The 24,502-nt window shown below is 42.1% G+C and carries 19 protein-coding genes and 1 other RNA gene; 5 read left to right on the forward strand and 15 right to left on the reverse strand.

Translation table 11 applies throughout. The features are described from left to right. Nucleotides 1-508 precede the first annotated feature (508 nt). From ACMVDV_RS08995 to ACMVDV_RS09010, 4 genes are all read right to left on the reverse strand, one after another. On the reverse strand, nt 509-1,189 hold the full coding sequence (locus ACMVDV_RS08995) for an ion transporter (protein WP_416157879.1): 681 nt from the start codon (nt 1,187-1,189) through the stop codon (nt 509-511). 1,159 nt (nt 1,190-2,348) lie between these two features. Further along, the gene (locus ACMVDV_RS09000; protein WP_416157880.1) at nt 2,349-2,837 is read right to left on the reverse strand and encodes a hypothetical protein; all 489 of its coding nucleotides are present in this window, start codon (nt 2,835-2,837) and stop codon (nt 2,349-2,351) included. Beyond that, nucleotides 2,827-3,744: a hypothetical protein gene (locus ACMVDV_RS09005; RefSeq protein WP_416157881.1), complete on the reverse strand. Its 918-nt coding sequence runs from the start codon at nt 3,742-3,744 to the stop codon at nt 2,827-2,829. Before ACMVDV_RS09005 ends, ACMVDV_RS09000 begins: the two co-directional genes overlap by 11 nt. 300 nt (nt 3,745-4,044) lie before the next feature. Beyond that, nucleotides 4,045-4,752, reverse strand: coding sequence for a group II intron maturase-specific domain-containing protein (locus ACMVDV_RS09010; protein ID WP_416159078.1), 708 nt, complete (start codon nt 4,750-4,752; stop codon nt 4,045-4,047). 64 nt (nt 4,753-4,816) lie between these two features. Between ACMVDV_RS09010 and ACMVDV_RS09015 the strand changes: the two genes are divergently transcribed. Beyond that, nucleotides 4,817-5,931, forward strand: a protein-coding gene (locus ACMVDV_RS09015; protein ID WP_416156808.1) for an IS3 family transposase whose coding sequence is annotated in 2 segments (ribosomal slippage) — nt 4,817-5,069 and nt 5,069-5,931 — 1,116 coding nt in all. Because the reading frame shifts where the segments join, the coding sequence is not laid out codon by codon here. Between the two features lie 11 nt (nt 5,932-5,942). On the opposite strand, the gene ACMVDV_RS09020 is transcribed toward ACMVDV_RS09015, so the two are convergent. The 5 genes from ACMVDV_RS09020 to ACMVDV_RS09040 form a co-directional block, all read right to left on the reverse strand. Next, a complete protein-coding gene (locus ACMVDV_RS09020; RefSeq protein WP_416157882.1) occupies nt 5,943-6,524 on the reverse strand; it encodes a reverse transcriptase domain-containing protein in 582 nt (193 codons plus the stop codon). A gap of 793 nt (nt 6,525-7,317) precedes the next feature. Continuing rightward, a complete protein-coding gene (gene gcvP / locus ACMVDV_RS09025; RefSeq protein ID WP_416157883.1) occupies nt 7,318-10,209 on the reverse strand; it encodes an aminomethyl-transferring glycine dehydrogenase in 2,892 nt (963 codons plus the stop codon). 175 nt (nt 10,210-10,384) lie between these two features. Next, nucleotides 10,385-10,774, reverse strand: coding sequence for a glycine cleavage system protein GcvH (gene gcvH / locus ACMVDV_RS09030; RefSeq protein ID WP_416157884.1), 390 nt, complete (start codon nt 10,772-10,774; stop codon nt 10,385-10,387). 56 nt (nt 10,775-10,830) lie between these two features. After that, complete coding sequence (gcvT, locus tag ACMVDV_RS09035) at nt 10,831-11,913, reverse strand: glycine cleavage system aminomethyltransferase GcvT (RefSeq protein WP_416157885.1); 1,083 nt, start codon at nt 11,911-11,913, stop codon at nt 10,831-10,833. Between the two features lie 185 nt (nt 11,914-12,098). Next, on the reverse strand, nt 12,099-12,698 hold the full coding sequence (locus ACMVDV_RS09040; protein WP_416157886.1) for a hypothetical protein: 600 nt from the start codon (nt 12,696-12,698) through the stop codon (nt 12,099-12,101). Nucleotides 12,699-12,824: 126 nt separating this feature from the next. On the opposite strand from ACMVDV_RS09040, the gene ACMVDV_RS09045 reads away from it, so the two are divergent. The 3 genes from ACMVDV_RS09045 (at nt 12,825) to ACMVDV_RS09055 (ending at nt 17,051) form a co-directional block, all read left to right on the forward strand. After that, a complete protein-coding gene (locus ACMVDV_RS09045) occupies nt 12,825-13,670 on the forward strand; it encodes a LysR family transcriptional regulator (RefSeq protein WP_416157887.1) in 846 nt (281 codons plus the stop codon). Nucleotides 13,671-13,876: 206 nt separating this feature from the next. Then, nucleotides 13,877-16,027, forward strand: a complete 2,151-nt coding sequence (locus ACMVDV_RS09050) for a TonB-dependent receptor family protein (protein ID WP_416157888.1) — start codon at nt 13,877-13,879, stop codon at nt 16,025-16,027. Nucleotides 16,028-16,607: 580 nt separating this feature from the next. Then, a complete protein-coding gene (locus ACMVDV_RS09055; RefSeq protein ID WP_416157889.1) occupies nt 16,608-17,051 on the forward strand; it encodes an REP-associated tyrosine transposase in 444 nt (147 codons plus the stop codon). Between the two features lie 308 nt (nt 17,052-17,359). On the opposite strand, the gene nagP is transcribed toward ACMVDV_RS09055, so the two are convergent. The 5 genes from nagP to ACMVDV_RS09080 form a co-directional block, all read right to left on the reverse strand. After that, complete coding sequence (gene nagP, locus ACMVDV_RS09060; RefSeq protein WP_416157890.1) at nt 17,360-18,661, reverse strand: N-acetylglucosamine MFS transporter NagP; 1,302 nt, start codon at nt 18,659-18,661, stop codon at nt 17,360-17,362. Between the two features lie 219 nt (nt 18,662-18,880). Next, nucleotides 18,881-20,047: an FAD-dependent monooxygenase gene (locus ACMVDV_RS09065; protein ID WP_416157891.1), complete on the reverse strand. Its 1,167-nt coding sequence runs from the start codon at nt 20,045-20,047 to the stop codon at nt 18,881-18,883. Continuing rightward, a complete protein-coding gene (gene ubiH / locus ACMVDV_RS09070; protein WP_304179679.1) occupies nt 20,044-21,228 on the reverse strand; it encodes a 2-octaprenyl-6-methoxyphenyl hydroxylase in 1,185 nt (394 codons plus the stop codon). Before ubiH ends, ACMVDV_RS09065 begins: the two co-directional genes overlap by 4 nt. Nucleotides 21,229-21,236: 8 nt before the next feature. After that, complete coding sequence (gene pepP, locus ACMVDV_RS09075) at nt 21,237-22,562, reverse strand: Xaa-Pro aminopeptidase (protein WP_416157892.1); 1,326 nt, start codon at nt 22,560-22,562, stop codon at nt 21,237-21,239. Nucleotides 22,563-22,593: 31 nt separating this feature from the next. Beyond that, complete coding sequence (locus ACMVDV_RS09080) at nt 22,594-23,157, reverse strand: UPF0149 family protein (protein ID WP_416157893.1); 564 nt, start codon at nt 23,155-23,157, stop codon at nt 22,594-22,596. Between the two features lie 195 nt (nt 23,158-23,352). Between ACMVDV_RS09080 and ssrS the strand changes: the two genes are divergently transcribed. Continuing rightward, nucleotides 23,353-23,535: non-coding RNA, 6S RNA (gene ssrS / locus ACMVDV_RS09085), on the forward strand. A 14-nt stretch (nt 23,536-23,549) separates the two neighbouring features. Here ssrS and ACMVDV_RS09090 read toward each other — a convergent pair. Beyond that, nucleotides 23,550-24,473 carry a DMT family transporter gene (locus ACMVDV_RS09090; RefSeq protein WP_416157894.1) on the reverse strand — a complete coding sequence of 308 codons (924 nt, stop codon included), beginning with the start codon at nt 24,471-24,473 and terminating at the stop codon, nt 23,550-23,552. Nucleotides 24,474-24,502: the final 29 nt, after the last annotated feature.

The following is a 24,502-nucleotide window of genomic DNA, read 5'->3' on the forward strand; positions in this document are numbered from 1 at the left end:
TGAAATGAAAGCCATGCTTGCACATGGATGTGCTTTCATGGCGTTTACGTTCACATCAATTATGTTTTGAAGGATTAAGCGTGATGCTCGGGGCGCCGTGGGTGACGAGTGACCGAAACGAAGTTTCGCAGCGCGAGAAAGTGGAAGCATGGATGCTGACAGGAACCCAGCTTCAGGGATGAATTGCTTGCAGCAGAATCAATTTAAAAACCGATCGCCCCTTGGTTGCCGCCAGCAAGCTAAACCTTGAATAAGGTTTTTAATGTAGGTCGAGGATTTATCCCGACAAGAGTTAGCAATAAAAAAATCAGCCAAGGTGATACAACTTTTTGGGCTAAAGCCCAACCTACAAATCACACGCGCCAGCAAGCTTAGCACCTACGATGGTTAACTCTATCACTAGTGTAAAATAATTCGTGGCTGAAGCCATCTCCTACAGAGAGTCCAGATAGGGGTCAGCGGCAGCCGTCGCCAGCGCAACAAAACCTTGAATAAGGTTATACTATTTTTACTCAGACTGCCTTCTAACGGCCGAAAGTGCAGATGCAACAATACCTGTTGGCACAGCAACTAGACCCAGTCCAATCATTAAAATAATGAAAGTAAAAAAACGACCACCTATAGTTATTGGGTAAATATCACCATACCCGACAGTCGTCAACGTAGCTACTGACCACCAGAGACTATCAAAAATAGACTTAAACACTTCGGGTTGAGCTGCATGCTCAAAATGATAAATACCCACAGCAGAAAGATAGAGTAAGATCAAACTCAAACCTGTAAAAATAGCCAACTCTTCTTTAGCTAAAAATAGAGCTTTGCTAAAGCGTTGTAATGCTGAGTTATATCGTGCAACTTTTAATACTCTAATCAAACGCAATAAGCGAATTAACCTAAAGCTGCGTAAATCAATAGCAAAAGCTAAATAGAAAGGCAGGATAGCGATTAAATCGACAAGACCATAAAAACTGAAAATAAACCTTAGCCGATTCGGGGATAATAAAATGCGTATGAAGTATTCGCAGGTAAAAATTACTACAACGACTATTTCTGAATATTTTAAAAACAGTCTGGTATCGGCGCTTAGGTTAGGTAGTGTTTCCAAAGAAAAACAAAAAACAGAGTACAATATTAATATCGTGATAATCCAAACAAATATAGGCCTATCTAAAAAGATTTTATTGTCCATTAAACCGAAACTTCCTTATTTTTATTTTATATAAGAGTCAATAATTTACATCTCATAGTCAAGAAAAATTAACTATGAAGTCTGTGTAAGTTTAAATATGCTTTGTCACTAACTTTTATATGCCAAGACCAAATACCAATCTCACGTTTAACACCCCTCCCCCTTCATCACGCCCTGAAAATAAACAATTGATGAGTAATATCTCGCATGGCAGGATTTTGTTCCCGACAAATCCTAAGTACCTACATCCATGTAGGCAATGAAATGAAAGCCGTGACTTCGTCATGAGTGAAAAGCGCAGCTTTGAACGAGAGGCCATGGATGGCCGAACTGGGGAGCGTACAGGGATGTGAAAGTTGGCCTATCTTCGCCGTTTACGTTCATATCAATTATGTTTTGAAGGATTAAGCGTGATGCTCGGGTGGCGCGGGGTGACGAGTGACCGAAACGAAGTTTTGCAGCGCGAGGAAGTGGAAGCATGGATGCTGACAGGAACCCAGCTTCAGGGATGAGTTGCTTGCAGCAGAATCAATTTGAAAACCGATCGCCCCTTGGTTGCCGCCAGCAAGCTAAACCTTGAATAAGGTTTTTAATGTAGGTCGCGGATTTATCTCGACAAGAGTTAGCAATAAAAACCATCAGTCAAGGTGATACAACTTTTTGGGCTAAAGCCCAACCTACAAACCCACGCGCCAGCAAGCTTAGCGCCTACGGTGGTTAACTTACCACTGGTGTTAAACCATTCGTGGCTAAAGCCGACTTCTACAACAATATTTGCCCTCGGTGCAGTGCGAAGCGCCTCTGGGTTCTCCGTGGTGAAATTCTTTTTCTCGCTTTTTCCGCCCTAAAGAGCGACCTACAAACAATACATATTTACGTGCTTGGGAGATGGTAATGATGTTGGAGAATCGTTGGGTTTGGTTTCACTCAACCCAGCCTACGTTCAAATAATTTACGGTTAATCACCACGCACAAAAAAGCCGCTGCATTGCTGCAACGGCTTTAATAATTTTATCAATTCCCAATTTTTAATTGGAAATTTTAAAAATTATTAATCGCGATATGTATCTACCGCTGAGCATGAACAAACTAAGCCGCGTTCGCCGCCTACGTTACAAGTACTTATTATTGTTACTTTCATTTATTTATGTACTAAAGTTTAGAGCTGACTTTTTAGGTATTCCATTTGCTTTTTCTGACGCCTTTTGAGCCTTTTAATTACATTAACACTCACCTTTAAATGCTTACTTTTAAAAAAGAGCATCAACACAGAGTTAAGCACGATAAATACGACAGAAAGCCCTACACCATTAAATGAAAGCTCACCTTCACGTTTAAAGATAAAACCTAAAACATAAATTAGGGACACAAATATAGCGCATCCGGCCACTAAATTATAAACTTTAATCACCCAATACCTACCTGCTGATAGAAGCGCGCCAAGAGCAATAAATATACATATGCCAATAAAAAAAACGATAACTCTAGGCCCTAATTCATTCACAGTATTGTATGGCCAAAGCATGATTAATATTGTAAATGCTAATGATGAATAGCTGATAACACTTGATACAACCGCTACAGCACAAGCTAAACTGTACTTCAGTTTCGGAATTGAATCACTTACAGATAAATCTTCAACCTTCACTATCTAGGCTCTCAAAAACGCCAATAGCTATACCTTTGATTTCTCCATTATATGCGCTTCCAGTAAATGCTAAAGCAGCAGCAACAGAATCACGTAAACGTGTTCGTAACTCATTATTTATTTGTATATTTTTAAACCTCTTAGGAAAACTATTATTTCTAACCATTTGCTTTAACATTTTATTAGAAATACCAGGTACTTTTAAACGAATTATTTCACGAGTAATTCGGGCTCTCTCTTGTCGACTTTTATTTGATAACAACTGCTTGAAACTTATACCATTTGCGCGTGCTAATTTTAAAGTTCGAACTGCAATAGCACTTGCAGCTGTTGCTCCAGCTAAAGATATATAATCCAAAGCTTGGGTTGTATTAACGTACCATTCTTCAGAATCTAGCCAATCATTAAGTTCTGGAGCAAACTTTTCTGCGCCACTCCTCATTAGGCCATTACCGCATTGTAATGTCGTTGCAGATGCCGCACTGAAAGAAATAACAGAAATAGCAGCACTACTTCCAAATGAGATGGGGGTAGCTACGCCAGACGCAACAAAAGCAACCCAAGAAATTACAGCACCAGCACAAGCAAGCAAGGTCCCTGAAAGCTCAGATACAAATCTACTTTCTCTGGGATTAACAGAACTATGTTTAAGCTCATTAGTAAACTCTTTTGCAGAACTACGTTTTGGAGGTTCTCTTAATATAATTTTAACGGGCGTCAAACGACATATAGGCTGAAATTCTCGTATAGTAACAACAGTGAAATTTTCATCTATATACACAATACCAGCCCCAGATAACTGAATATCCTTGTCTATAGCTTTGAATAAACTATCTTTGTCCAAGTATAAATCAAGTTTATTTTTTAACTGTTTTTGCTTAAAAGTATCTCTATTTAAAATATTCATATTTAATCTCTCCATGAAAGAATATTCAAGTAAAAATAGTTTACCTAAAAAAAAAACTTAGTCAACAAATCAGAAACTACATTTAATATATCCCTATCAAAAGAGTAATTAACGCTCCCCTCTAGCGGGAATTAGTTCCACCTATTAGTTATAAATACATATCTGTCTATACAGTGGGTGGGTTTATTCTATGCTTACCACCATGCACATCGAGTAGGGTGAGGCTTTTGCCTCATCCCTCTCACAGAACCGTACGTACGGGCCTCGTATACGGCTCCTGTATTCTTTTATTCCTTCGGCTTATTTTCTAAACGCCGATTGAGCAAGCCACCCTGTACTTACTTTTTCCATTGAATATAAACCTTGCTCTTCAAACCATTGGTTTGGCATCGCTACACTCGATAATGGACTTAGAGAGTTTCGCCATGAGTTCATTTTGATGAACTTAAATGGCGGCTTTTTCCCTAACTGTTTTAGTCGTTTATGCAACCTCGCTGGATTTTTCCACAACCTTAACTGAATTGCCCTTAATCGTCGTCTCACCCACCTCGCCAACACCTCTAGCACCCGTTTACAATTGGCTATACTGAAATAATTTACAAAACCACGCACCACTGGGTTTAGTCTTTTTATTACTTCAACTAAGTTCATGCCGCTATTTCGTTTTGTTAATCGTTTAACTTTTTGTTTGAAGCCTTTGAGTTTTGAGGCTTGGATCCGTGTCCAATTACTGCCTATCTCCACTCCCAAAAACTTTACCCCTTCACTGCTATGCGCTATATGGGTTTTCTTTTGGTTGACTGTTAACTTCAAGTCTTTTTCAAGTAGATGGGTTGCTACAGTGAGTGCATTCTTGGCTGCTGTTTCTGTGCAGCATAAGATCAAAATGTCGTCGGCGTACCTCACTATTCTGTGATGTCGCTTTTTCATTTCTTGATCAAACGCATCTAGGTAGATATTCGCCAACAATGGACTGATAACCCCACCTTGTGGACTTCCTTGGGTAATCCCCCCGAAAAATAATGGGTGTCAAACGTAGAATTTTCTCTTATTGTAAACACAGGAGAAAATTATGAAAAAAGCACATTTTACAGACAGTCAGATCCTCGCTATTTTGAAGCAAGCCGAAAGTGGTGTCCCGATCCCTGAGCTATGCCGTGAACATGGTATGGGTAACTCAACCTTTTATAAATGGCGCGCAAAATACGGCGGTATGGATGCCTCTTTAATGACGAGAATGAAAGAACTTGAAGATGAAAACCGTCGTTTGAAGAAAATGTATGCTGAAGAGCGACTTAAATCCGAGGTCATTCAAGAGGCTATGGCAAAAAAGTGGTGAAGGCTTCTGAGCGCAAGATATTGGCACATGAAGTCGTTAGTACAAATAAAATGAGTATTGCCTTAGCCTGTCGCACTTTCATGATCAGTGAAACGTGTTATCGCTATACGTCGACATTAAAAAATGAAAACTTAAAAATAGCAGAGCTGTTACTCGATTTGACTGAATCAAAGCGCAATTGGGGCTTTGGGCTATGCTTTTTATATTTTCGCAATGTAAAACGATATAAATGGAATCACAAACGAGTTTACCGCATTTACCGTGAGCTTGAGTTAAACTTGCGAATAAAGCCTAGGAAACGCTTAAAGAGAGACAAACCTGAGCCATTGGCTGTACCAGAAACCATTAATGAATGCTGGTCAATGGATTTTATGCATGACCAACTAGCGGATGGCAGAGCGTGTCGTTTATTTAATGTAATAGATGACTTTAATCGCGAAGGACTGACTATTGATGCTGATTTATCACTGCCTGCTGAGCGTGTGCTCCGCTCGTTAAATCAAATTATAGAGTGGCGCGGTAAACCTAAAGCCATCAGGTGTGATAATGGCCCAGAATATATTAGCCATAAACTCGCTCAATGGGCATTGAATAATGAGATCGAATTACGATTTATTCAACCTGGTAATCCACAGCAAAATGCGTATATAGAGCGCTTTAATCGAACAGTTCGTTATGACTGGCTAAGTCATTATATTTACAGTGACATTAGTGAGTTACAAGACAGAGCTACCGATTGGTTATGGACTTACAATAATGAACGCCCTAACATGGGCATAGGTGGCATAACACCAATACAAAAACTGGAAAAGTTAAACAACGAAAATTCTACAGCTAGCCTCCATTAAAAATGGGTGGATTACCCTTGCTCACTCGCTTCCCAGTAATTGCCTATCATTACCCCACTTTTTAAGAACTGATCGAGCAGCTTTAAAAGGCTACCGTCTGTCACTTTGCGTTTGACGCTGCTAATAATCAAATCGTGATCAAGTAGGTCAAAGCACTTCGACAGATCCATATCAACCACCCACTCACGATGATATTTACGAATAAATACCGTCGCTTTACTGATGGCATCATGGCAGCTTCGTGTCGGCCTGTACCCATAACTTGATGGATGAAAGTCGATGTCGAAGATCGGCTGGAGAATGTTCAATAGTGTCTGTTGTACTATGCGGTCGCGAACTGTTGGTATACCCAGCAATCTCACGCCGCCATCGTCTTTCGGTATTTCTATCCGTTTGACTGGCTGCGCGCGATACTGCTTGGTGTGCAGTTCACGTTGCAGTTGTTTCAAGTTTTCTTCTAAATTCAAGGCGAACGCGGCTATGGACTGCCCATCTATTCCGGCTGCTCCTTTCGCTGCTTTCACTTTTTTGAATCCCTTGTACAGGTTATTAATATCTAATAATTGCCCATACAAGCTGTAGTAAACTGTCATCAATTGCCTTTGCTTGCGGTATGTCTGTCGTTTCACATTGATGTATAGTCGGGTTCTTCATGATGACATTAGGTGTGCTAGCCGAATGGCAATCTACCTAAGTGGTCAGTCATTACTCCCGTGCTCGGCCTTCAATTCTCAGCGTCCACATTCCTGCTTAGCCGTCATCTTTTGCCTATTTCCGTCGAAATACATGTGAGCCTATACGCCGATATTCCTGATTTTCATACACTTAAAGAATACTTCCCCCCTTCGCAATCAATTAAAACTTTTGGTTGAAATTGACCCTATCAGACATTCTGCTGATAGTCGGCTTGGTTTTGTCCTCCACACCATTACTGGCTTTCATCGGCCTAGCCTTATTCACTACTACGGGTTCATCTGCCACCTCACACCGACGTTAAACCTTGGGTTTCCCCTTGAGTTTAGGCCACTTATTTACACTAAGTTTAGATGCCAGGCTTCCCCAGTTACTGTACTGGCTCCCTGTTAGAAATTCCACCCTCAAGCACAGCATTGGTCTGACTAAGTATAGGGCGTTGCGCTATTTTGCACGCTGACCCACCAATACTGCCGAAGCAGGTTACGGTTAGTTGTGTACCTCTAACTTCTTATGGCTTCCTTCAGACCCCACCGTTGGCCAGTGACGCCCTTGCCATTCAGATTATCTTCCCCTTAGTCAGGGTGATAAGGCATCTTTCAGCCTATCGGGTTTGCCAGCTTCGCTGGGCAAACAAAAAAACCGCTACATTGCTGCAACGGCTTTTTTTAATTATTTGAGTTTAATCAAAAATTAATCTCTGTATGTCTCAACCGCTGGGCATGAACACACTAGATTACGGTCGCCGTATACGTCATCGATACGCGTTACTGTAGGCCAGAATTTGTTTTTTGCAACGCTTGGTACTGGGAACGCAGCGTAGAAGCGGTCGTATGCACGATCCCACTCATTACCAAGTACGTCGCCTTGTGTGTGCGGTGCAAACACAAGCGGGTTGTTTTCGATAGACCATTCGCCGGAGATCACTTTGTCGATTTCGCCTTTAATTGACACCATCGCTTCGATGAAACGGTCAATTTCAACTTTAGACTCAGACTCGGTTGGCTCAATCATCAAGGTGCCCGCTACTGGGAACGACATAGTTGGTGAATGGAAGCCGTAATCTTGTAAGCGCTTAGCTACGTCCATTTCAGTGATGCCTGAAAGCTCTTTCAGTGGGCGTAAGTCAACAATACATTCGTGAGCAACACGGTTGTTGCGACCACGGTATAAAATTGGGAAGTGCTGGCTTAACTCGTGCGTTAAGTAGTTAGCATTCACAATCGCCATTTCAGTAGCTTGTTTAAGGCCTTCGCTACCCATCATAGTGATGTAAGCCCATGAGATAGGTAAAATAGCTGCTGAGCCGTATGGAGCTGCTGATACCGCGCCGTTACCTTCGTTAGTGCCAGGTACGTTAATTACGCTGTGGTTTGGCATAAATGGCGCAAGGTGTGATTTAACACCGATTGGGCCAACACCTGGGCCACCGCCACCGTGTGGGATACAGAAGGTTTTATGCAAGTTTAAGTGCGATACGTCTGAGCCGATAGAACCTGGGCTAGTAACACCCACTTGGGCGTTCATGTTCGCGCCGTCCATGTATACTTGGCCGCCGTGTTGATGAATGATGTCACAAATTTCACGGATTGTTTCTTCGTATACACCGTGCGTAGACGGGTATGTGATCATGATACATGATAAGTTTTCTGATACTTCTTCAGCTTTCGCTTTAAGATCAGCCATATCAACGTTACCGTTTTTGTCGCAATCAACAACCACGATTTTCATGCTCGCCATTTGTGCAGATGCAGGGTTAGTACCGTGCGCTGAACTTGGGATCAAACATACGTTACGGTGCGCATCGCCACGTGACTCATGGTATTTACGAATTGCGATTAAGCCTGCGTATTCACCTTGTGCACCCGAGTTTGGCTGAAGTGATACGGCATCGTAACCTGTGATGTTAACTAACCAATCATGTAATTCGCCTATCATGATTTGGTAACCTTCTGCTTGGTCTAGCGGGCAGAATGGGTGCAGGTTAGCAAACTCAGGCCACGTGATTGGGAGCATCTCAGCAGTCGCGTTTAGTTTCATAGTACATGAACCTAACGAGATCATTGAGTGGTTAAGCGCTAAATCTTTGTTTTCAAGACGCTTGATATAACGCAGCATTTCAGTTTCGCTGTGGTACGAATTGAAGTTCGGGTGTGTTAACACTTCGTCATCACGCTCTAAGCTTTCTGGGATTGAATCACTGCCGTTTGCTTCGATATCTGCGGCAAGTGCGTCAACGCTTAAGCCATGGCCTTCGCCTAGGATGATGTCGAAAAGCTCAGCTACGTCTGCGCGCGTTGTAGTCTCAGATACTGAGATTGAGTACTCGCCTGCATGGTTAGTTGCAAAGTTAACACCGTTTGCAATTGCACGTGCTACTACGTCGTCTTTGTTATCACTAACAATCGTTAATGTATCAAACCATGTATTGTGCTTAAGGTTTACGCCTTTCGCTTGTAGGCCTGCGGCTAAAATATCAGCAAAGCGGTGAATGCGCTGTGCGATTGTTTTTAAGCCTTGTGGGCCGTGGTACACCGCGTAAAACGCTGCCATATTGGCAAGTAATACTTGCGCTGTACAAATGTTTGAGTTGGCTTTGTCGCGACGAATGTGTTGCTCACGCGTTTGCATTGCCATACGCAGTGCGTCGTTACCTAAACGGTCTTTTGATACACCGATGATACGACCTGGCAATGAACGTTTGTATGCATCACGTGTTGCGAAAAATGCAGCGTGAGGACCGCCATAACCCATAGGTACACCAAAACGCTGTGCTGAACCAAGTACTACGTCTGCGCCAAGTTTACCCGGTGCTTTTAATAGTAATAAGCTCATGATGTCGGCTGCAACACAGGCAATCGCTTTTTTGCTTTGTACGCCAGCGATTAAGTCTGTAATATCAACTACTTCACCTGATGTTGACGGGTATTGGAATAGCGCGCCAAAAATCTCGTGATTTACCGCATCAGCAGCAGGCCCTACCACAACTTCAAAACCAAACTGATCGGCACGGGTTGCCACTACGTCAATAGTTTGTGTGTGTACGTCGTCTGCGATAAAAAAGATATTGGCTTTCTTAGCTTTAGATACACGCTTTGCAAGGCCCATTGCCTCGGCTGCCGCGGTAGATTCATCAAGTAATGATGCACTTGCTAAGTCAAGACCAGTTAGGTCTAAGGTCATAGTTTGGAAGTTTAATAATGACTCTAAACGCCCTTGCGCAATCTCTGGTTGGTATGGAGTGTACGCTGTGTACCAACCTGGGTTCTCAAGTACGTTACGTAAAATTACGTGTGGTACGTGAGTTGGGTGGTAGCCTTGGCCAATATAAGATTTGAACACTTTATTTTTGCTTGCTACTGATTTTAAGTAGCTTAGTGTTTCAACTTCAGTGCGGCTTTCGCCCACTGTTAGGCCTTGCTCTAAGCGGATGCTTGCAGGTACAGTTTGACCGATCAGCTCTTCAACACTCGATACTCCAAGAGCACTTAGCATATCGCTTACTTGTGCCGGGCTTGGCCCAATATGGCGGCGAATAAAATCTTGCGTTTGCTCTAATTGTTCAAGAGATTTGGCGTTTGACATTTGTCCAGATTCCTATGATCCAAAAAATAAATGGTTATTACTAATGGGTAACCAGCAATAACTTAAAAGCTTTTGATTTAATGACTTACAGTGTATGGAAAGGTAAGCGGTAAAATCATAAAAGCCCCGCGAGTATTAGCTATAACGGGGCTTTTAGTGCAACAAAGGCTAATTATTAGTCTTCGTCGATAGTGTTTGCATAGCCTTCAGCGTCTAGCAGGTTTTCAAGCTCAGACTCGTCAGATGCTTTAATGCGGAATAACCAACCGTCGCCGTAAGGGTCGTTGTTTACAGTTTCAGGTGCATCTTCAAGATCTTCGTTGATTGCAACAATTTCACCACTGATTGGTGCGTAGATGTCTGATGCCGCTTTTACTGATTCTGCTACTGCACAATCTTCGCCTGCGTCTACTTCCTCACCAACTTCTGGTAATTCAACAAATACCATGTCGCCAAGCAGCTCTTGGGCGTGCTCAGAAATACCTACAGTGAAAGTACCGTCACCTTCGTCGCGAACCCACTCGTGTGAAGAGGCATACTTTAACTCGCTAGGGATATTGCTCATTTTATTCATCCTTTGGTTTATATTGGGTGATAACACCAAATCTTTTAATTGATACTTTAAAGTACTGACTTACCGTTACGTACAAAGCTTGGTTTAACTACTTTTACGTTAACTAATTTTTTACGCATTTCTACTTGAGCAGTCTCGCCAGTTGCACGTGGTACACGTGCAAGAGCAACACTAAAGCCAAGTGTAGGTGAGAAAGTACCAGAGGTAATAACCCCTTCGCCACCTTCAACGATTACTTTTGAACCACTACGCAATACGCCTTTTTCTTCCAGCACTAGACCAACAAGTTTGTCTGTGCTTTTGTCAGCGCGTTGCTGCATTAGTACATCACGACCGATAAAGTCACGATCTTCAGGTTCCCATGCAATAGTCCACGCCATGTTTGCAGCAAGAGGCGAAACACTTTCGTCCATATCTAGGCCGTAAAGGTTCATACCTGCTTCTAAACGTAGTGTGTCACGTGCACCAAGACCCGCTGGCACTACACCTGCATCTAGCAGTTGTTGCCATAGATCAGCAGCTTGCTCGTTCGGTACGACAATTTCGTAACCGTCTTCGCCAGTATAACCTGTTGTAGCAATAAATAAATCACCCGTTTGCACACCAAAAAACGGCTTCATATCTGCAACAGCGGCTTGTTGATCAGCCGTTAAGATAGTGGCAGTTTTAGCTTTTGCGTTAGGGCCTTGCACTGCAATCATGGCAAACTCTGGACGCTCTGTCACTGCAACGGCAAAATCGGCTGAAACTTTAGCCATGTGCGCTAAATCTTTTTCACGAGTTGCTGAGTTAACCACTAACCGGTAGTCAGTGTTTGAGAAGAAGTAGATGATAAGGTCGTCGATTACGCCGCCTTGCTCATTCAACATGCCAGTGTAAAGCGCTTTACCAGGAACGGTTAATTTAGCAACGTCGTTAGCGACTAGTTTACGAAGGAATGCTTGTGCTTGCTCGCCTTTAACATCAACAATCGTCATGTGTGATACGTCAAACATGCCTGCATCGGTGCGCACTGCGTTGTGCTCTTCGATTTGCGAACCATAGTTGATTGGCATTTCCCAGCCATGAAAATCAACCATTTTTGCTTTCGATTCTAGGTGCTTTGCATATAAAACTGTTTTAGAAGTCATAATATTCCTTCACTTTATAATTAACCCAAGATTGGGCGTGGCCTCAATTTAATGAGGGGGAATAACATGGGCGGCGATTATACATAAGTTGTACTGCAGCTAACACCCAAATTGCGATTTGTTCTTACAAATAAATTACAAAAAGCTAGCAACTAAAATACGCTAGCCAGCTTATCAATTGATGTTTAAGCAACCTCTGGTAGTGACATAGCAAAACCGCGTTGCTGTAAATATGTTTGCCATTTAGTCAGCTCTGGCGCTTTGGCCACCAGCTGAAAATACTGTATTGATTGTTTATCAATAGCGGTAATAAATACCTCACCACTTTGCGCACCATAACAGCTGTTGGTATCTGACAAGCGCAGCCCTGGGGTGAGTTTAAATGCGTCGACTAAGGCGTCAAATGCTTGCTCACCAGATAAAGTTAACGTCGCTAAGTCTGTGCGCGTAACAAACTCAATATCGTAACGCAGTTGCTGTTCACTGATCAGCGCTTGTAATTGAGCCGCTGCATCTGTGTGCAACACGAATCTAAACGCTGTTGCACTAAAGTAATATAACGCAAAGCTATAATTACTGTTTAGATCGTCATCTAAGGTGCCTTTCACACCTAAACCACTGGCGGTTAGTTTGTTTAAATCTAACCCTAAAATAGTGGTTAAAAATGGCATTGCTTCAGTGCCGCTAAAATCGATCACCACGGTGTTTGTATTGACCTGCAGCATATTGCTATCAGCTACTTCAATCTGGCTATGACGAGCAAACATTATCGGGCTAAAAGTCATTATCGACACCTATCAATCTTTAATGGCAAAAGTATATTGTGCAAGTCTAGCAACAACAAATTGTAATTATTAATCAATTGATAAATAATACTTATCAATCTACCCCCATAAATTGTAATTTTTAATATGAAAAATATCTCAACAGACAGCTTACGCACATTAGTTACTGTGGTTGAAGTAGCAGGTTTTGCTAAAGCAGGTGATTTACTTGGCTTATCGCAACCCGCTGTAAGTTTACAAATAAAGCGGTTAGAAGAAATGCTCGGCCATAAGCTATTTAAAAAACAGGGTCAGCGCCAAGTGCTCAATCAATACGGTGAACTGCTGCTGCCGATGGCAAAGCAAATGCTGCTGCAAAACGACACCATTTTGCAATTATTTACTAAAGAGAATGTGACCGGTAAGGTGCGTTTAGGAATACCCAGCGAATTTGCCGCTCGGATCTTACCCGCTATTATCGGTGACTTTGTGGCACTTTACCCTGAAGTGTCGTTAGAGGTTAAATCGCGTTTAAGTAAGCATTTATTGTCAGTCTCACGAGAAGACCAGTTTGATTTAGTACTGGCGTTAAATGAAGATTTAAACTCTGAAAAGTTCCCTGTATTTATGCAAGACCAACTGGTCTGGGTTGGTGATTTATCAATAGCACAAAATGAAGTTGTTACGCTAGTGACTGCACCGGAAGGTTGTATTTATCGACGCCGCGCCATCGAGGCATTGCAACTTGCAGGTATTAAGTACCGTATAAGTTACAGTAACGCTGATCTAACAGGCCTTACTGCGGCTTTAAAAGAAGGATTAGGGATCACCGTTTTGGCTAAAAGCACAGTGCCTAATGAGCTTAATTATGAGTTGAACACCGCTATTTTACCGAGCCTTGGTAAAATAGGTATTAGCTTAACAAAACATGCTGAGCAAGCCGAGCATGCGGTAGATAAACTTGCCGAGTTTATTGCATTACGCTTGACCTAATAGCTAACAAAAATCCGCCTTTAGTTACCTTTTAATAATTTAGATTATTGCAACGAATATAGTAATACAATATTAATAACAGTAAATTTTCATTTTTGCATTCAAAAACTTACTTAAAGCTCGAGATTGTTACAAATAGGATTGATTCGTATTATTTTACATGTTTAAATTGCGCCAGTTTAAATTAGACATATACAGGATCAACAATGACCCCTAAGTTTATTGTTTCAACACTTTCGATGGCTGTTGCTTTATCACTAAGCGCTAATGCTGTTGCAAAAGATGCAACCGATAAAGAACAAGCATTTGAACAGCTCACCGTGATTGGCTCACACGCTGCTATCAATGACATTCCAGGCTCAGCCACTTTTATTAGTGACGAAGAGTTACAAAAATTTGAATACACAGATATCTCGCGTGTATTAAGTTCTGTCCCTGGGGTGTATGTTCAAGAAGAAGACGGCTACGGCCTGCGCCCAAACATTGGTATGCGTGGCACAGGTACTGGTCGTAACGATAAAATTGCAGTAATGGAAGACGGTGTACTGGTTGCACCTGCGCCTTATTCAGCTCCTGCGGCGTACTATTTCCCAACTGCGGGTCGTATGCAGTCAATCGAAGTATTAAAAGGTGCGGCATCTGTAAAGTATGGCCCACGTACCACCGGTGGCGTATTAAATTTAGTATCTCGTGGCCTACCAACAGAAGGCGCAACCGGTTTAGTTAATGCAGAGCTTGGTAGTGATGGGTTCTACAAAGGCCATGCTTACTTTGGTAAAAAGAAAAACAACGCGGCAGGCTTAATTGAAGTGTTCAGTTACGGCGCGGATGGCTTTAAAGAGTTACCAGTAGGCAGCGATAACACTGGCTTTGAAAAAAATGATCTATTGCTAAAATTTGGTTTTGACTTTGGCGAAAACGAAGCGCATAACCTTGAAATGAAAATAAAGTACTCTGATGAGCGCTCTGATGAAACCTATATGGGTCTTACAGATGCTGATTATAAAGCATCACCGTATCGTCGTTATGCTGCGTCTCAAGAAGATGAAATGAATACGCAGCACAATGCGTATCAACTTAACTACGCCTACCGCTTTGGTGATGGTTATGAGTTTTTAGCAACTGCTTATTTAAATGACTTTCATCGTAACTGGTATAAAGCCAGCAAAGTTGGCGTTAGCGACTTAGAAAAGTACAGTGACTTTGAAGCAAACCCAACCAGTGAAGGGATTGAAGGGATTGCCGTTAAAGCAAATAACCGTAATTACCAAGCAAAAGGGATTCAGTCTGAATTACATATTCCTGCGGGCAACCACTACATCACCGTCGGTATGCGCTACCACGAAGATGAAATGGATCGTTTTCAATGGCAAGACGAATACACGCTAAACCAAGACCTATCAATGACGTTAACCAGTCAAGGCGCACCTGGCTCTGACAGCAACCGTTTTGATAGTGCAAAAGCGACAACCTTGTTTATTCAAGATCAGTGGACACTTGATTCATTAGTAATTAGTGCAGGCCTTCGTTATGAAGATATTACTATCTCTCGCGAAGAATGGTCAAAGTCTGATCCTAAGCGTGCAAATGGCTTAACAAAAGACATTAGTAATGACACCGAGATTTTAGTGCCATCACTCGGTGCAACTTACACTGTTAATGATAACTTGACGCTACTGGCTGGTATTCAACAAGGTTATGCACCAGCAGCCCCTGGTAATGCTGATCAGCAGGAAGAAGAAAGCTTAAATATTGAGCTGGGTGGTCGTTATGATTACGCAGGTTTCAATGGTGAAGTAATTTATTTTAACTCTGATTACGACAACATGCACGGCAACTGTACAGCTGCCATTGGTTGTAGTGATGACAACATTGGCGATCAGTACAACTACGGTGAAGTGTCTGTTGAAGGGTTTGAATTAAGCGCAGGCCGCACATTCGCAACTGATAACGCGGCATTCCCTGTTCGCTTAACCTACACATACACCGACTCAACGTTTGAAAACGACTTTGAATCAGGCCTATGGGGTCAAGTAAATAAAGGCGATGCAATGCCCTACGTACCAGAAAACCAAGTAGCGTTATCATTTGGTGCTGAGTTTTCAAGCTTAGTATTTGATACGCAAATGCGTTATGTGTCTGACTCACATGCAAATTTAAGCCCTACAGGGTTAAATGCAATCGACAGTCGCGTAGTGTGGGATTTAGCCGCTAAATACTTAATTGATGACAATCAAAAAGTATACCTAACGGTTGATAACCTATTTGATAAAACCTACATTGCCAACCGCGCAAATGGCGGTATTCAACCAGGTAAACCACGCACAATCCAAATGGGTTACAGCTACGCGTTTTAGGCTAGAGGCTAGAGGCTAAAGGCTAAAGGCTAAAGGCTAAAGGCTAAAGGCTAAAGGCTAAAGGCTAAAGGCTAAAGGCTAAAGGCTAAAGGCTAAAGGCTAAAGGCTAAAAATTATAAAAGCCGTGTTTGTTAAATCAAGCACGGCTTTTTTATCGGTGGTGATTTATCACGAAAATGGCGCTTATATTAAAGCGACCTGTAGCCCAAAACCGCGGTGCTTTTTCGGCTAAAGCCGAACCTACAGGTAAACCCCACCTAACTGTAGGTCGTGATTTATCACGAAAATAGCGCTTAAATAAAACAGATTAGTAACCTCAAACCGCGTTGCTTTTTCGGCTAAAGCCGAACCTACAGGCAAACCCCCAGCTAACTGTAGGTCGTGATTTATCACGAAAATGGCGCTTAAATAAAACAGATTAGTAACCTCAAACCTCAGTGCTTTTTGAGCTAAAGTCCAATCTACAGGCAAACCCCCAGCTAACTGTAGGTCGTGATTTATCACGAAAAAATTTATCAAAACAAAGTAAATATACGAATACTTTGTATACTTTATGGGAAAACTACATGGAGGAAATAGGATGTGGACAGAGCTTCGTAAAGGTCGTCATTCAATTTGTGGGCAAGAGTATTTTATTACCTTTAATACATATTCAAGAACTCCACTGTTTCATAATCTCAATTTCGCCCACTTATTTTGTAGGCATATACAAATAAATGAAACAAAAACACAATGTAAGTGGTTAACGTGGGTATTAATGCCAGATCATTTCCATGGTTTATTAAGACTAGGAACTCAGGGCTTACCTAATACAATTGCACACCTTAAAGGCGGTAGTGCATTTAAGATAAATAAATTAAATAACCACAATATAAAAATATGGCAAAAGAATTACTACGATCACGCTTTAAGAAAAGAAGAAGACCGGCAGCAAATTTCACGTTACATACTTGCCAACCCACTTAGAAAAGGATTAGTTTGCTCAATAAGTAAATACCCATATTGGAATTCAGTTTATTTGTAGGTCGTGATTTATCACGAAAATGACGCTTAAATTAAAGCGATCTGTAGCCCAAAACTGCGGTGCCTTTTCGGCTAAAGCCGAACCTACAGGTAAACACCGAGCCAATTGTAGGTCGTGATTTATCACGAAAATGGTGCCTAAATAAAACAGATTAGTAACCTCAAACCGCGGTGCTTTTTCGGCTAAAGCCGAACCTACAGGCATAAAAAAAGCACGGTATAAACCGCGCTTTTGCTCACTTACAAACTTTCTTAGCTAGCTAACTTTACTCTCGCCAACTTTACTCTCGCTAACTCGCCAACTCAATTCTACTTCCAACTTCTCATTTTATGGCCTTTAAGCGCATAGAATAAGATGAATAAGTAACTTGGGATCATCAAGGCGTAAGCACCTTGTGCGCCTAGACCAGCTACATTACCTAAGCCAATCAGCAATGGACCTAACGCACCACCGGCAATACCCATGATCAGTAAGCCCGATGCAGTACCCGTTAAACGACCTAAGCCAGTTAATGCCAAAGGCCAAATTGCTGGCCAAACCATAGCGTTTGCAAAGCCTAGCAAGGCAATGCATAACAATGGATCTGGCAACTCTGGGCCACCAAACGGCACTAACAACAGGTTCGCAATAATAAACGAATCGTTACTTCCCATTACCACTGCAAGTACAGTAACAATGCCTGCAATGCCGGACATAAGCAACGCATTTTGCTGCGACATAAAGCGTGGAATAAGTGCAATACCAATGGCGTAACCAATCAACATACACGCCATGGTATATGACGTCATCACTGAATAATCAGCAATACCAATCTGTAATGCATACGAGCCAATAGTATCTGCGGCAATCACTTCAACCGCTACATATAAAGCGATACCAACTACACCCAGCACTAAATGAGGGTGTTTTAATGCTTCTTTTACCTCGCCTTTGCCATTACCTGCTGACTCTTCAAAAACCAAATCAGGTAATGGTGAAAATTTAGCAAATGCTGCAAACGCAAAGATCAAGCCCGCAATAGCTATATAAGGTAAAATAAGGCTATTCGCCATGGCATCTTTTTGCCCTTGCGAGAGTTGCTCACCATCAGCGACCACACCACTGACAACAACGGCAGCAAAAATAACAGGCACGATAACTCCGGCAAATTTATTCAATAAGCCCATGATACACACGCGTACTGCGGCTGATTTTTCAGATCCCATTTTAACCACATACGGATTTACCGCTGTTTGTAGGATCGTTTGCCCTACACCTATCATTAACTGTGCGAATAAAAATATTTCGATCATTTGCATTTTAGCGGCAGGAATATACATCAAGGCAGACACAGCCATAACCGCACAGCCAATCGCCATACCGTTTTTATAGCCAACACGCTTAATTAACATTGCTGATGGAATACCAGCCACAGTCACAGCAATATAAAATGAGGAAATAATAAACGAGGCTTGCAGGGGTGATAGTACCAACATTTGTTGTAAAAATGGCGTAATTGCACCATTCAACCAGGTTATACAGCCTAAAATAAAGAACATTGATCCTGCCAATGTCATTGGCAGCCAAATACTATGCTTAGTATTTGCTTCACACTCGACGGTTGCTTCCATAATTATATCCCAACAGTTTATTTTAATTATTCATTTTAGTATTACACCGTGAAAGCTTTAAAACCGAAGTACTGCAACACTAAAATCATTTTTATTACATAAAATTAATCATACACCAACAAAAATGACAGCGCTATCATTTAAGGCCATAAAAATAAAAAGCCATGCTATTATTGTAAGCACGGCTTGGTGGAATCATTTAAAACTAACTTTGCTCTGTTACTTCCCTATCGCTTGTTTAGCAAACAGGTGCTTAATTGGGCCTAAGTTATCAACCATCGTTAAGCCAACACCACGTACCAGTTTTTTAAGTGGGTTAGCGCCTGCAAATAATTCTTTTAAGCCTTGCATCATGGCAATATGCTTTTGTGCATCAAGCTTGCGGGTACGCTCGTAATCACGTAATAGTCGATTACTGGCAAACTCTTTATTGTCAGCAGTTAACAGCTCAATAAGGTAAGCGGCATCTTTAAGGCCTAAGTTCATACCAAGTCCTGCTAACGGATGAATGGTATGTGCGGCATCGCCCATTAATACCACTTTGCCAGAGAGCCATTTTTGCGCGTAACGCATTTTAAGAGGGAACGCGACACGCTCGCTTTGCACCTCACATAAACCGCATTGACCATCCAGAGCTGCCATTACCGCTTTATTAAACTCGGTATTATCCATTGCTAGTAACTGTTGGCAATGCTCAGGGCTGGTTGACCAAACAATTGAATGGCTGTGTTCATCTGGCAATGGTAAAAACGCCAGTGGCCCGCTAGGCAGGAATATTTGCCGCGCAGTGTTGTTATGCAGCTCAGTGGTTTTTACAGTGGCGACAATGGCATTGTGGTCGTAATCTTTAAAGGTGATCGGCAAATTGAACTGTTTACGGATCGCTGAATTAGCGCCATCGGCTGCCACTAATAACTTGGCTATAACTGGTTCACCTGAGTCGAGGGTAATGAATACATCATTATCACTTTGGTGAATTTGTTGGTAGCGTGTAGCAAACATCAATGTCGCTTGGCGGTGGTTTTCTAGCTCCTTGATCAACGCATAACGAATAATATCGTTTTCAACTATGTGACCTAATTGAGGTAAATCTAAGTCAGCACTATTAAAAGCAATTTTGCCAAAGCTGTCTTGATCACGTACATCCATATGGGTGTAGGCACGCGCCCGCTGGGCGATGATTTCAGGCCACACATTAAGCGATTCAAATAAGCCTTGGCTGGCTAAACTTAATGCACTAACACGCAGTGCATAATCATCACCTGGTAACGTTTGCTTTGCTGCAGCATCAATAACAACCACGCTGATATTGGCTTTTGCCAGCCCCAGAGCGAGAGTTAAGCCAACGCAGCCACCACCCACAACACATACTTGCACCTGTTTCATAGTCGTTTACCTTGTTTAACTTGCCCCATTAATTGCTTGGCCAGTGGGGTTTTTAATGAAGAACATAAATCCATGGTGAATAAGCCGCAACTGCGGCCCAAAGCGAGCAATCGCGAGCTATTTGAAAACAATCGTACTAGGCCATCGGTCAAGGTCATCACAGTATTGATATCTTGGCTGCGTTGTTTAGCGTATTCACGGGTAAACGCATAACTACCAAGTGGCTGTTTGCTTTTAACAAGTTCACACAATACTTGTACATCACGCAGACCTAGGTTAAATCCTTGCCCTGCAATGGGATGAATTGCATGCCCTGCATTACCAATCAGTACAGTACGATGCGCAGTTAACGACTCCGCACGGCCATACACTAGCGGGTAACTTGCTCGCATACCAACTTTCGTGAATTGCCCAGCTCGATAACCAAATGCATTGTGTAGTGCTTTTAAAAACGCGTCGTCATTAAGTGCCATATGCTCGCCCATTTGCTCTGGTTCCATGCACCACACCAATGAATAACGGTTATTACTCATTGGTAAAAGTGCCATTGGCCCCCGCTCTGTAAAGCGTTCAAAGGCATGATTATGATGACCACCCGCCACTTCAATATTGGCAATAATTGCCCCTTGTGAATAAGGCTCAGTGGTAAAATTAAGATTAGCTAATTGCCGTGTGGATGATTGCGCACCATCAGCAATAACCACTAAGGCAGCTTGAATTTGCTGCCCTGAATTGAGCGTTATAGCGGCATAATCTTGCTGGTAACTTAAACTTGCCACACTATCGGGGCAAAAAAGCTCAACTTTTGAGTGCGTTAGCAGCTGATGTAAAGAGCGACCAAATGGATTAACCTCAACCACATAGCCTAGTGCCGGTTGGTTAAATTCGTGGCAATCAATATGGGTTTTACCAAAGTGGCCTCTATCTGAAACCGTCACTTTTTTTATCGCTGCAGAAAAACTCGCGGTAGGGTCAAATACATTAAGTTGCTGTAAAAATTGCACTGATTGCTGCGCAAGCGCAATGCTACGATCATCAAAGCTGGGATGATGTTCACCACTTGGTTGATGTGCTTCAATAACCGCAATACTAAGTTCAGCTGCTGACTTTGCTAAACTCAAGGCACAGCTGGCGCCGGCTAGGCCGCCACCAATAATGACTACATCAAACTGCTTTGCCACGGTTGCTCCTAGCATTTGCCCATGTTTATAACGGCCTCTATTTCAGTAATACTTTTAGGCACGCTAACGGTTAAATTTTCATGGCCTTGCTCGGTCACTAATAAATTATCTTCAATACGAATACCAATGCCTTTATATTGCTCAGGCGCTTTAGCATCTAGGCTAATATAAAGTCCGGGCTCAATGGTAAGCACCATCCCCGCTGCAAATGGGCGCTCTTTTTCATCTTGCTTATAATCACCTACATCGTGCACATCTAAGCCAAGCCAATGACCAAGGCCATGCATATAAAATGCTTTACAGGCTTGATTATCAAGTAATTCTTGTAACTCACCTTGTAAAATTCCCAAATCCAGTAAGCCTTGGGTTAGTACTGTCATCGCTAATTGGTTGGCCTTAGATAAGCTGCCACCGGGTTTAACTTCTGTAAATGTCGCCTCTTGTGCTGCAAGTACAATATTATAAAGCTGCGCTTGAGGCTGACTAAATTGCCCATTAATAGGGAAAGTACGCGTAATATCAGCCGCATAACCTTGCAGCTCAGCGCCTGAATCAATCAATACTAAATCACCGTCAGTCAGCACATCACTGTTAGCCGTGTAATGCAATATATTGGCGTTATCGCCACTGCCAACTATGGTGCCATAGGCCGGATGACGAGCCCCATGCATCGCATAATGGTGATGCAACTCAGCTTCTAGTTGATATTCTGTGGCACCTGGTGTTGCAAACTGCATAGCACGAATATGCCCTTGCGCACTGATCTCACACGCCCTGCGCATAATTGCCACCTCAGCAGGTGATTTAAACAAGCGCATTTCATGAATTAAACCACGAATATCTTTAATGGTATGCGGTGCTTTATAGCCTTTTTTAGGCGCACTGCGCAGCGTATTTAATAACCCCCACACTTTGTTATCAAACTGCGGATAGGTACCCTGTGCATAAAATAAAATCTGCTGGCCGTTCACCAAATTCAATAATTGCTCATCTAACTCACTCAGTGCATACGTTTGGTCGAATAAATACTCTGTTTTTGCTTGTTCAAAGCCAATACGACGGCCATGCCAAATTTCAGCAAGCTTATCTTTATTCAAGCAAAACAGCGTGCTGGGTGTTTCACTGCTTGGGCAAAGTACTAAAACGGCATCGGGTTCATTAAAACCAGTTAAGTAATAGAAATCGCTATCTTGGCGAAATGCATATTCGGTATCACGGCTACGAGTCACTTCATTCGCAGCTGGAATGATAGCCACGCTATTTGGCTCCATCATGGCTAATAAACGTTCGCGGCGTGCTTTAAATTCAGCTTTTTCAATACTAACTGTTGGCATTATAAACCCTGTTTATACTGTTAATTTTAACTTAATGAAGTGTTTTTTTCGTGCTGGCTGGTGCTTGCTCTTGGCCAAGTTCAGCAAAACAAAGTAGCGCCGATACGCGTACATACTCAATGACTTCATGTAAAGCTTGGCTGTCTTCTTCGGTTTCATCAAACATAGTATCTAAGCGGGTTATTTCGCTAAAATCGCTGATCACTTCTTTGACATCAGCCGACAGGGTACCGTAATCTTTTTGTTTTAAACCAAAACCAAGCATAAATCCTGCAACCCACGATACTAAACCATTGGCTTGATCGACTAAGGTTTCATCATCGCTTGGTAAAAATAAATCAAATTGAAACTCTTCATCATTAAAGCTTGCCACTACTTGCTTATAAATAACGCCAAAAAATTCTTTTAAGTCATGACTAAATGACTGGCCATCGTTAAACACATCACTTAATAAGCCTAAGTATTCTTTGGCTTCAATGTTCAAACCACAGGCTAGTAAACCACTGATCACACCATGGGCTTCAGCTGGAGTGACAAAAATTTCGTTTTTCTCAAGTAATAATTGAGCTTGTTGGTAATCTGGTAATTCGTTCATGCTGACATCTTTCACTTGGCTAATTAAGTTAATGCTACCACTCGATAAATAGCAACTCCAATGAAAAGTATGATTGAGGTCAAAAAGCAATCCAAAAAGTAAACGGCCCGTTACCAGCGCCGAAAAACTACGCAAACAGTATAAGTTTTTTCAATTTGGGGTGTAAGGAATGGATTATGTCTTATATACTGAAGTTGTTCCCTAGGGTGTTGGAGCTTGGTTAAGTCCCTGAGCCGATAAATTTTATGTTAGGGTTTCTGTTCGTCTGCTATTGTGCAAGCTCGGCATGTACCGAGAAGCCTACGGCAAACCGCAGATCCCCGCCCTGAAACCTATGGTTTCAGGACTGACACCGAGTGCCGCATACTTGGGGAACACCTTCTTACCCTCTTTCAGATTATTCCTTTTTGTACTGCAACGCATTTAAAATAATGCGGCGCAAATGTGTTTAACAATGTCGCAAGCACTATCAAACCCGTACCAAATATTTGCATCAAACTCATCGATGTGTCGAAAAATATTAACTGAAACAACATCGCAAAAATTAAATTGGTATAGTTCAGCGGCGCAAGTTCTGAGTTTGAATCCACTAAACGATATGCTTTAGAACGAAAAAATTGTGTGGATGCCGTCGACAACCCCAAAAACATCAATAACAGCGGTATCCCGTGCTCAATATTAAGCATCAACTGTATGCTGTGTTGATACTCGTACTGACTTGTGAACATCAACATAACAGGTAATACCAATAAACTAGCAATAGCAAAACACCAGCCATTGATCACAAGCACTGGTAAGTTAATTTTACTAGCTTGAAATAAAGCAACTTGCGAGCAGCCATTAAACACCCCTGCTGCTAAACCAATTAATAACTCCCAGCGCCAGATGATCCCTTGCGCAGTTAAATTTTGCATCGCGACGCCAATAATCATCAACATTAAAGTCGGTATCACCAACCAACTGATTTTGGTTTTATAGAAAAACAACTCCAACAGCGGAATAAATAGCGGCCCAGTACTAAATAACACCACCGCCTCAATTAAGCTTAAGTGGCTTAACGCCAGCATAAAACAGCTTTGACAACTGGCAATAAAAATAGCCCGTAGGGTAAATGCTCGCCAAGCAGCTTGATTAGGCATAACCCAATGACTGCACACTGCCAACAACAGCATCACCAAGGCAGGAATTAGCAAGCGTAGCATGACTAAAATAGCGTCACTAAAATGCACCGTTAAAAACTTTGATAACAAGCCATTCAACGCTAAAGTAAATGTGGACAACAGCATAAACATACTGGGCCGTAACATAGTCGCCATAACAACCCCTTTTCCCAATAACTAAATAC

It is taken from the genome of Pseudoalteromonas sp. ASV78 (genome assembly GCF_047806705.1).
Taxonomy (GTDB): domain Bacteria; phylum Pseudomonadota; class Gammaproteobacteria; order Enterobacterales; family Alteromonadaceae; genus Pseudoalteromonas; species Pseudoalteromonas prydzensis_A.

Bases quoted from the DNA above. Each gene is read 5' to 3' on its own strand.
- ACMVDV_RS09050 (WP_416157888.1), top strand. From the start codon at position 13,877: ATGACCCCTAAGTTTATTGTTTCAACACTTTCGATGGCTGTTGCTTTA.
- ACMVDV_RS09005 (WP_416157881.1), bottom strand. From the start codon at position 3,744: ATGAATATTTTAAATAGAGATACTTTTAAGCAAAAACAGTTAAAAAAT.
- ACMVDV_RS08995 (WP_416157879.1), bottom strand. From the start codon at position 1,189: ATGGACAATAAAATCTTTTTAGATAGGCCTATATTTGTTTGGATTATC.
- gcvP (WP_416157883.1), bottom strand. From the start codon at position 10,209: ATGTCAAACGCCAAATCTCTTGAACAATTAGAGCAAACGCAAGATTTT.
- ACMVDV_RS09055 (WP_416157889.1), top strand. From the start codon at position 16,608: ATGTGGACAGAGCTTCGTAAAGGTCGTCATTCAATTTGTGGGCAAGAG.
- gcvT (WP_416157885.1), bottom strand. From the start codon at position 11,913: ATGACTTCTAAAACAGTTTTATATGCAAAGCACCTAGAATCGAAAGCA.
- ACMVDV_RS09020 (WP_416157882.1), bottom strand. From the start codon at position 6,524: ATGACAGTTTACTACAGCTTGTATGGGCAATTATTAGATATTAATAAC.
- ACMVDV_RS09080 (WP_416157893.1), bottom strand. From the start codon at position 23,157: ATGAACGAATTACCAGATTACCAACAAGCTCAATTATTACTTGAGAAA.
- ACMVDV_RS09045 (WP_416157887.1), top strand. From the start codon at position 12,825: ATGAAAAATATCTCAACAGACAGCTTACGCACATTAGTTACTGTGGTT.
- ACMVDV_RS09090 (WP_416157894.1), bottom strand. From the start codon at position 24,473: ATGGCGACTATGTTACGGCCCAGTATGTTTATGCTGTTGTCCACATTT.
- nagP (WP_416157890.1), bottom strand. From the start codon at position 18,661: ATGGAAGCAACCGTCGAGTGTGAAGCAAATACTAAGCATAGTATTTGG.
- pepP (WP_416157892.1), bottom strand. From the start codon at position 22,562: ATGCCAACAGTTAGTATTGAAAAAGCTGAATTTAAAGCACGCCGCGAA.
- ACMVDV_RS09040 (WP_416157886.1), bottom strand. From the start codon at position 12,698: ATGACTTTTAGCCCGATAATGTTTGCTCGTCATAGCCAGATTGAAGTA.
- ACMVDV_RS09065 (WP_416157891.1), bottom strand. From the start codon at position 20,047: ATGAAACAGGTGCAAGTATGTGTTGTGGGTGGTGGCTGCGTTGGCTTA.
- gcvH (WP_416157884.1), bottom strand. From the start codon at position 10,774: ATGAGCAATATCCCTAGCGAGTTAAAGTATGCCTCTTCACACGAGTGG.